The 8,586-nt window shown below is 73.9% G+C and carries 9 protein-coding genes; 5 read left to right on the forward strand and 4 right to left on the reverse strand.

Translation table 11 applies throughout. From position 1 onward, the window contains the following. Positions 1-60: 60 nt before the first annotated feature. Together ACFYWL_RS30405 and glpX are read right to left on the reverse strand one after the other, a co-directional pair. Positions 61-1,032, reverse strand: a complete 972-nt coding sequence (locus ACFYWL_RS30405) for a DMT family transporter (RefSeq protein ID WP_386980004.1) — start codon at positions 1,030-1,032, stop codon at positions 61-63. Next, positions 1,029-2,060: a class II fructose-bisphosphatase gene (gene glpX / locus ACFYWL_RS30410; protein ID WP_386980007.1), complete on the reverse strand. Its 1,032-nt coding sequence runs from the start codon at positions 2,058-2,060 to the stop codon at positions 1,029-1,031. Before glpX ends, ACFYWL_RS30405 begins: the two co-directional genes overlap by 4 nt. Before the next feature lie 217 nt (positions 2,061-2,277). Between glpX and ACFYWL_RS30415 the strand changes: the two genes are divergently transcribed. The 3 genes from ACFYWL_RS30415 (at position 2,278) to ACFYWL_RS30425 (ending at position 5,286) form a co-directional block, all read left to right on the forward strand. Further along, entirely contained in the window at positions 2,278-2,895 is a 618-nt protein-coding gene (locus tag ACFYWL_RS30415) for a DUF4245 domain-containing protein (RefSeq protein ID WP_386980010.1), read from the forward strand. Positions 2,896-3,449: 554 nt separating this feature from the next. Then, positions 3,450-4,268 carry a hypothetical protein gene (locus ACFYWL_RS30420; RefSeq protein WP_386980013.1) on the forward strand — a complete coding sequence of 273 codons (819 nt, stop codon included), beginning with the start codon at positions 3,450-3,452 and terminating at the stop codon, positions 4,266-4,268. Between the two features lie 160 nt (positions 4,269-4,428). Beyond that, on the forward strand, positions 4,429-5,286 hold the full coding sequence (locus tag ACFYWL_RS30425) for a hypothetical protein (protein WP_386980016.1): 858 nt from the start codon (positions 4,429-4,431) through the stop codon (positions 5,284-5,286). A 67-nt stretch (positions 5,287-5,353) separates the two neighbouring features. Here the strand turns inward: ACFYWL_RS30425 and ACFYWL_RS30430 are convergent, their stop codons facing one another. Both ACFYWL_RS30430 and xseA read right to left on the reverse strand, forming a co-directional pair. Next, positions 5,354-5,575: an exodeoxyribonuclease VII small subunit gene (locus tag ACFYWL_RS30430; protein ID WP_043961904.1), complete on the reverse strand. Its 222-nt coding sequence runs from the start codon at positions 5,573-5,575 to the stop codon at positions 5,354-5,356. A 42-nt stretch (positions 5,576-5,617) separates the two neighbouring features. Beyond that, positions 5,618-6,838 carry an exodeoxyribonuclease VII large subunit gene (gene xseA, locus ACFYWL_RS30435; protein WP_386980020.1) on the reverse strand — a complete coding sequence of 407 codons (1,221 nt, stop codon included), beginning with the start codon at positions 6,836-6,838 and terminating at the stop codon, positions 5,618-5,620. A 76-nt stretch (positions 6,839-6,914) separates the two neighbouring features. On the opposite strand from xseA, the gene ACFYWL_RS30440 reads away from it, so the two are divergent. Both ACFYWL_RS30440 and ACFYWL_RS30445 read left to right on the forward strand, forming a co-directional pair. Continuing rightward, positions 6,915-7,904 carry a 4-hydroxy-3-methylbut-2-enyl diphosphate reductase gene (locus ACFYWL_RS30440; protein ID WP_386980023.1) on the forward strand — a complete coding sequence of 330 codons (990 nt, stop codon included), beginning with the start codon at positions 6,915-6,917 and terminating at the stop codon, positions 7,902-7,904. A 56-nt stretch (positions 7,905-7,960) separates the two neighbouring features. Beyond that, complete coding sequence (locus ACFYWL_RS30445) at positions 7,961-8,398, forward strand: hypothetical protein (RefSeq protein WP_386980026.1); 438 nt, start codon at positions 7,961-7,963, stop codon at positions 8,396-8,398. The last annotated feature ends 188 nt before the right edge of the window (positions 8,399-8,586 follow it).

The raw sequence follows: 8,586 nt of genomic DNA on the forward strand, positions 1-8,586 counted from the left end.
GGGAAGCTGCGGTGAGAAGGGTGACCTTCTCTACCGTAGGCGTTAACAGGGGGCCCTTCCTTACCGGCGGGCCGGAGGCCCGAAGGCGGCGAGCAGCGCGGCGAACAGGGTGAGCACGGCGCCCAGCAGCGTGTTCACCCCCGGGTGCGACGCCGTGGTCGGCAGCACCACGTCCAGCAGGGCCGCGCCGACGACCTGCCCGGCGATGGTGGCCAGGCCGAGCAGCAGCACCCCGGTGAACCGCACGACGGCGGCGGCGACCGCGATGAAGACGATGCCGACCGGGCCGCCCAGGTAGAGCCACGGCTCGGTCGGGAGGCCGCCGTCCGGGCGACCCCGGACGGCCACCTCCACCACGAACGCGGCGAGCAGCACCACGGTGCCGACGGCGAAGTTGACCAGCGTCGCGGCCAGCGTGCTGCCGGTGGCCGCCCGGACCCGGCCGTTCATCGCCTGCTGCCAGGCGACGCCCACCCCGGCCAGCAGCGGCAGCAGCGCCAGGCCCAGCGTGCCCGGGTCGCCGAGCCGGCCGCCGACGGCCAGCACCACGGCCACCACGGTCAGCGCCGCGCCGACCAGGCGGTTCGGGGTGACCGCCTGCCGGCCGGCGGGGCCGAGCCCGGCCCGGTCGACCAGCAGGCTGCTGCCGGACTGCCCGGCGACCGCCGCCACGGTGAAGACCGCCACGCCCAGCGCGCCGATGGTCAACCCCTGGGCGGCCACGAAGAGCGCCCCGCAGGCGCCGCCGAGGCACTGCCACGGCCGCAGCGAGCCGTCGGCCAGCGCCGCCCGCAGCGTGGCCAGGCCCCGCCGTCCAGCCGGGATGGCCGGCACCAGCACCAGCAGCACCAGCAGGCCCAGGCCGAACGAGACCACGGCGGCGGCGATCCCGTCGGCCAGGCGTACGCCCAGCTCGCCGTTGATCCGGGACTGCACGGCCACGGTGACCCCGGCGGCGGTGGCCAGCCCGACGCCCGCGATCCGGCGGGCGACCGGCAGGACCGGCGGGGACGCGGTCCCGGTGGCCGTCACTCCTGCTCGGCGAGCGGGCGGCCGTCGAAGTCGACGGCCGAGTACAGCGCCAGCTTCTCCAGCCGGTGGTACGAGTCGATCACCCGGATCGTGCCGCTCTTCGAGCGCATGACGATCGACTGGGTGTACGCCCCGCCGGCCCGGTAGCTCACGCCCCGCAGCAGGTCGCCGGAGGTGACCCCGGTCGCCACGAAGAAGCAGTTGTCGCCGGTGACCAGGTCGTCGGTGAACAGCACGCGGTCCAGGTCGTGCCCGGCGGCGAGGGCCTTCTCCCGCTCCTGCGCGTCGCGCGGCCAGAGCTTGGCCTGCATGACGCCGCCCATGCACTTGAGCGCGCAGGCGGCGGTGATCCCCTCCGGGGTGCCGCCGATGCCCATGAGCACGTCGACGCCCGACTCGCCCCGGGCGGCGGCGATCGCGCCCGCGATGTCGCCGTCGGAGATGAACCGGATGCCCGCCCCCGTGCGGCGGATCTGGGTGACCAGGTCGTCGTGGCGGGGCCGGTCCAGCACACAGACGGTGACCTCGGACACGTCGGTGCCCTTGACCTTGGCGATGCGGCGCAGGTTCTCGGCCACCCCGGCGTTGATGTCGACCACGTCGGCGTAGACCTGGCCGACGGCCAGCTTCTCCATGTAGAAGACGGCGCTCGGGTCGAACATCGCCCCCCGCTCGGCCACCGCGAGGACCGCCAGCGCGTTGGGCATCCCCTTGCTCATCAGGGTGGTGCCGTCGATCGGGTCGACCGCGACGTCGACCTCGGGGCCCGTGCCGTCGCCGACCTCCTCGCCGTTGAAGAGCATCGGCGCGTTGTCCTTCTCGCCCTCGCCGATCACCACGACGCCCCGCATCGGGATCGAGTTGATCAGCTTGCGCATGGCGTCGACGGCCGCACCGTCGCCGCCCTCCTTGTCGCCCCGCCCGACCCACCGGCCGGCGGCCATCGCCGCGGCCTCGGTGACCCGGACCAGGTCGAGGGCAAGGTTGCGGTCGAGATTCTGGGGGGTACGCGTCCTCGTGCTCGTCATGACGGCCTCCTCCTCGCGACGTTGCGGGGTGGACCGGCGGCATGCGGCCGTCGCCGCCGCCGGCTTTGTCGCTGATCCTCACACGTTGGTCAACCTATCGCCGGGCCGGGGCGCTGGTGGCCAGCTTCCCGCCAACCGGGCGGTGGGACGTATCACCCCGGTCACTCGCGCGGTGGCGGTTCGCGGCGGGGCGACCCGGGGCTGGAACAATGGCGGGGTGGATGCCGCCCAGCCCGCCGAGCACAGCCCCGCCGAGCCGACGCCGTCGACGCCGACCCCGTTGCCGCCGACGCCGTCGCCGCCGGGCCCGCCGGGTCGGGAGAAGGCCCGGTCCGAGCGGTCGCCGAAGGACATGGCGATCTCCCTGCTGGTGCTGCTCGTCCCGATCGCCCTGCTGCTCGCCTTCTACCGGGGCTTCCTCGGCGGCGACCAGCCGAGCGTCGTCGACCCGGCCCCCGCCGTGGAGCAGGCCCGGGCGGCCAACGCCTTCCCGGTGAGCCAGCCGGCCGGGCTCGACTCCGACTGGCGGACGGTCAGCGCCAGCTACCGCGCCGTCGAGGGCGGGTCCAACCTGCGGATCGGCTACCTGACCCCGGAGGGGCGGGGCGCCCAACTGGTGCAGAGCAACGTGCCGCCGGAGCGGCTGCTCCCGGCCGAGCTGACCGCCGAGGGGCAACCCCAGGGTCCCACCGAGGTGGGCGGGCGCAACTGGCAGCGCTACACCGCCCGGGGCAACGAGCAGGCCCTGGTGCTGCTCGAACCGGGCCGCACGGTGATCGTCGTCGGGGACGCCCGGGAGAACGAGCTGCGCCGGCTCGCCGACGCGGTCCGCTAGCGCCACCCCGCCACCCCGCCACCGCGGCGGGGCGCTGCGGCACCCACCGCGCCACGCCGCCCGCCCACGGCCGCAGCCCTCTTGGCCCGCCGTGCCGTGCCGCTTCGGTCCACGACAGCGGCCCGCTCGGCTCGACCTGGTCCGCGGTCGCCACCGCGCACGCGTCACGCAACGTGATCCCTGCCGCTCGGCGACCCACCCGTCCCGCGCGCCCCTTTGCTCTGCACCCGGATACGCAACGGTCACGCAGCGCAACCCGGGTGCCGTCTCTCCCGCCCCGGCCGCCGCGCGTTTGGCCAGCCCACGCTGGGTGTTGCGGGCGTGGGTGCAGAGCAAAGGGGGCGGGTGGTGTCCGGTGGGGGCGGCGGGGCGTCACGGGGAGTCAGCTCGGCCGGTCGTCCCTTGCGGCGCGGCAGCAGTCACGGAAAGTGATCGAGTCGTGGCGGGCGTCGGGCTGGCGGGGGGACGGCGAGCGTCCGATCTTTCCGTTAGGCTGCCCCGGCTCGACCCCGGCCGCGCGATACGGCCGGGCAGCCTTTCGGAAAGAGAACGACGTGATCATTCGACGGTGGAGCGCCGGCGTCCTCGCCGCCGCCCTTTTCGTCCCCGGCCTGACCGCCTGCAACAACTCGCCGGCCGCCGAGCCGGCAGCCGGCGAAGCGTCCGCCGCCCCGGCCGTGCCCGCCGACCCCAAGGCGGCGCTGCTCGCCTCCACCAAGGAGCTCAGCAAGGGCAACTTCACCTTCGCCATCACCGGCGGCGAGTTCGACGGCAGCGGCACGGTGCACATTCCGTCGAAGAGCGCCGAGATGAAGATGAGCGGCGGCGACGCCACCGAGGACTTCTCGATGGACATGCATCTCGTCTTCATCGACACCGAGAGCTGGGTGAAGCTGGACATCTCCGGCCCGATGGCCGACGCGATCCCCGGGGCGAAGGAGCGCAAGGGCAAGTACCAGCACCTCGACCGCTCGAAGATCAAGAACGCCAAGGATCTCCAGTTCGACTTCGCCGACGTCGACCCGGCCGGCAGCGAGGCGCTGGCCAAGGCGATCACCGACGTCAAGAAGACGGGCGAGGGCACGTACGAGGGCACCCTCGACGCGACCAAGGCCACCGACTCGGACGTGCTCGACGCCGACATCGTCAAGGGCCTGGCGGACAAGGCCAGCGCGGTGCCGTTCACCGCGAAGCTCGACGCGCAGGGGCGGCTCACGGAGTTCCTGATCAAGGTGCCGGCCGCCGGCTCGGCCAAGGCGCAGGACCTGAAGGTCACGTACGCCGACTACGGTGCCGCCACCGCCGTGCAGCAGCCGCCGGCGGACAAGGTGGTCGAGGCCTCCGACCAGGTCTACGAGATGTTCAAGGACTGATCCGAACGTCGGTGGCAGGGCGGCGTCAGCCGCCCTGCCACCCGCGGACGGTGGGTCGGATCGACCGCGCGGGGATTGCGGAACCCGGCAACAGGGAACAGAAGTAGGCGTTCCCCTCCGGCGCCCATGCGGGCCGGACGACCCACTTGGAGAGGTTCACGTGACCATTCGACGGTTCAGCGCGGCGGTCTTCGCCGCGACGCTGCTCACTCCTGGTCTGGCCGCCTGCGACAGCACCGCAACCGGCGAGGCGGGGGCCTCCGCGTCCCCCACGGTCTCCGGCAGCGCCGCCGCCGGCAGCGCCTCGCCCGGTAACGCGTCGCCCGGCACGGGCGACGCCAAGCAGGCCCTGCTCAACTCCACGAACGAGATCCGCAACGGCAACTTCCGGTTCACCATGACCGGCGTCGGCACCACGGCCGAGGGGCAGGTGCACCAGCCCAGCCAGAGTGCCGAGATCAAACTGAGCATCGGCGACGCGTCCTCGGACGTCTCGATGAAGCTCGACCTGGTGCACCTCAAGCCGGACAGCTGGGTCAAGCTCGACCTCGGCGGCCAGGCGGCCAAGCTGCCCGGCGTGCAGAGCCTCAACCTCGGGAAATACCAGCACCTCGACCAGAGCCGGATCAAGGGCAACCGCAACCTGGGTTTCGACTTCGAGAAGGTCGACCCGGCCGGCAGCGAGGTGCTGACCCAGGGCGTCACCGAGGTCCGGCAGACCGGCGAGGGCGCGTACGCGGGCACGATCGACGTGACGAAGGCCGCCGAGGCCGGCTCGCTGAACGCCGAGCTGATCAAGGCGCTCGGGCAGCAGGCCCAGTCGGTGCCGTTCACCGCCAGGCTGGACCCGCAGGGCCGGCTCAGCGAGCTGGTCGTGCAGATCCCGGCGTCCGGGCAGAGCAAGGCCCAGGACATCCGGATCACGTACGCCGACTACGGCGCGGCGACCGCCGCCCAGCGTCCGCCGGCCGACCAGGTCGTCGAGGCCCCGAACGAGCTGTACAACCTGTTCAACTGACGGCGGTGCGTGCCTGTCGGGGCGGCGGTGCGCCGCCCCGCGGCTGCGCCCCGCCCAGCAGGCGCGCTCAGGCGTCCGGCTGCCGCCGGGCCGCGTCGATGCGGGCCCGCGCGCCGTCGAGCCAGTGCTGGCAGACCTCGGCCAGCTTCTCGCCGCGCTCCCACAGCGCCAGCGACTCCTCCAGCGAGGTGCCGCCCGTCTCCAGCCGCTCCACCACCGTGGCCAGCTCGGCGCGGGCCTGCTCGTAGCTGAGCCGCTCGTCCGGCCCGGCGTTCTTCTCGTCAGTCATCCGTCCCATCCCAGCACATCCCGCCCCGCGGTCGCGCGCGGCTCAGCCGTCGACCGTGGCGGCCAGCTCGCCCTCGGCGAGGCGGACGCGCAACGGGTCGCCCCGGCCCACCTCGCCGGCCGCCCGCACCACGTGGCCGTCGGCGCGCTGGACGATCGCGTAGCCCCGCTCCAGGGTCGCGGCGGGGGACAGGGCGCGCAGCCGGGCCAGGGTGTGCCGCAGCTCGTCCTGGGCCGCGCCGAGCCGGTGGTGCAGGTTGCGCCCCGCCCGCTGGCGCAGCGCTGCCACGTCGGCGGCCCGCTGCTCCACCATCACCTGCGGCCGGGCCAGCACCGGGCGGGACCGCAGCCCGTCGAGGCGGTGCGCCTCCCGGTCGACCAGGTTGCGGACCGCGCGTTCGACCCGCTGCCGGGCCTGCCGGATCAGGCGCAGCTCCTCGGCCAGGTCGGGCACGACCCGCTTCGCCGCGTCCGTCGGGGTAGAGGCCCGCACGTCGGCGACGTAGTCGACCAGCGGCGCGTCCGTCTCGTGGCCGATGGCGCTGACCACCGGCGTACGGCAGGCGAAGACCGCCCGGCACAGCGCCTCGTCGGAGAACGGCAGCAGGTCCTCGATGCCGCCGCCGCCCCGGGCGATGACGATCACGTCGACGGTCGGGTCGGCGTCGAGCACCTTCAGCGCGTCGACGATCTGCGGCACCGCGCCCGGCCCCTGCACGGCCACGTTCACCGTGCGGAACTCCACCGCCGGCCAGCGCCGCCGGGCGTTGGTCAGCACGTCCCGCTCGGCGGCGGAGGCGCGGCCGGTGATCAGCCCGATCCGGCCCGGCAGGAACGGCAGCCGGCGCTTGCGGGCCCGGTCGAACAGGCCCTCGGCGGCCAGCAGCTTCTTGAGCTTCTCCAGCCGGGCCAGCAGCTCGCCGAGGCCCACCTGCCGGATCTCGTCGGCGCGCAGGCTCAGCGTGCCCCGGGCGGCGTAGAACTCGGGCTTGGCGTGCAGCACCACCCGCGCGCCCTCGCGCAGCTCGGGGGCCCCCGCGTCGAGGACGTCCCGGTTGGTGGTGACCGTGAGGCTGAGGTCGGCCGACGGGTCGCGCAGGGTGAGGAAGACCGTGCTGGCCCCGGGCCGCCGGCTGATCTGCGCCACCTGCCCGTCGACCCACACCCAGCCGAGCCGGGCGATCCACGCGCCGACCTTCTGGCTGACGACCCGCACCGGCCACGGCTCGTCGGAGCTGCTGCGCCCGCTCTCATCCGCACTCACGCCACCACCCTACGGACGCCGGGAGGGCGGCCCGCGCAGCCGGTGCCGCCTGTCGGGGCGGCAGTACGATGGGCGGGTGACTCAGGCTGAGACGACTCCCCGGACCGGCAAGCGCGTGCTCCTGGCCAAGCCCCGCGGCTACTGCGCGGGCGTCGACCGGGCGGTGCAGACCGTCGAGGAGGCGCTCAGGCTCTACGGCGCCCCGATCTACGTGCGCAAGCAGATCGTGCACAACAAGCACGTGGTGCAGACCCTGGAGGCCAAGGGCGCGATCTTCGTGGAGGAGAACGAGGAGGTGCCCGAGGGGGCGACCGTGATCTTCTCCGCCCACGGCGTCGCCCCGGAGGTCTACGAGCAGGCGAAGGCCCGCTCGCTCAAGGCGATCGACGCCACCTGCCCGCTGGTGACGAAGGTGCACCAGGAGGCCAAGCGGTTCGCCGCCGAGGACTACGACATCCTGCTGATCGGCCACGAGGGGCACGAGGAGGTCATCGGCACCGCCGGGGAGGCCCCCGCGCACATCCAGCTCGTCGACGGCCCGGACGACGCCGACAAGGTCACCGTGCGGGACCCGAGCAAGGTGGTGTGGCTCTCCCAGACGACGCTGTCGGTCGACGAGACGCTGGAGACGGTGGCCCGGCTGAAGTCCCGGCTGCCGCTGCTCCAGTCGCCGCCCAGCGACGACATCTGCTACGCCACCTCCAACCGGCAGCACGTGGTCAAGGAGATCGCCCCCGACTGCGACGTGGTCCTCGTCGTCGGCTCGCGCAACTCCTCCAACTCGGTCCGGCTGGTCGAGGTCGCCCTGGACGCCGGGGCCCGCGCCGGCCACCTCGTCGACTTCGCCCACGAGATCGACGACGCCTGGCTGGAGGGGGCCCGCACGGTGGGCCTGACCTCCGGGGCGAGCGTCCCCGACGAGCTGGTCCAGGAGGTCCTGGCGTATCTCGCCGCGCGCGGCTTCACCGACGTCGACGAGGTGGTCACCGCCAACGAGCGGCTGACGTTCTCGCTGCCGCAGGAGCTCAAGCGCGACATGAAGGCCGCCGCCTCGGCCCGCGCCTGACCGGTGCGCGCCGGCCGGGCGGGGAACGGATCAGCGGCGGGGAGCGTCTGACCGGTATGAAGACTGCTCGGAGCATCGTCGCCGCGCTGGTCACCTGCGCGGCCCTGAGCGCCTGCGGCGGCCAGGGCACCGGTGACGGCAGCGCCGCCCCCAGCCCCTCCGGAGGAGCCACGGTGACCGACGCGCGCAGCGCCGACCCGGTCGACCCGACCGCCCCGTCCGGCTCGACGCCCCCGGGCCGGCCGAGCCTCCCGCCGAAGCCGGGCCGCCCCAGCGTCCCGCCGGGCGTCGGGGCCACCACGCTCACCGGCACCGTCGAGGCGGGCGTGGAGCCCGGGTGCCGCCTGCTGGACGGCTACCAGCTCGTCGGCGGCCCCGCCGACGTGCTGACCGCCGGCGCCAAGGTCGAGGTCACCGGCCGGGCCAAGCCCGACCTGCTCAGCACGTGCCAGCAGGGCATCCCGTTCGTCGTGGAGTCCGCCCGCAGGTCCTGACAGCGGCCGGTGCCGGCCCGGTGCCGGCAGGAGCCCGCCCCCGCCGGGGCGGGGACGGGCTCCTGTGGTGAGGCGGAGGGTGGTCAGGCGGCGCGGCTCATGTAAAGGACTCCGGTGCTTGATCAGCCCGGTGGTCCTGGGGTTGCATGAGCATCCCGGTTGGTCCGGTGGGTGGCGTTGAGTACGGC

Source organism: Micromonospora sp. NPDC002575, from assembly GCF_042889525.1.
Taxonomy (GTDB): domain Bacteria; phylum Actinomycetota; class Actinomycetes; order Mycobacteriales; family Micromonosporaceae; genus Micromonospora; species Micromonospora carbonacea.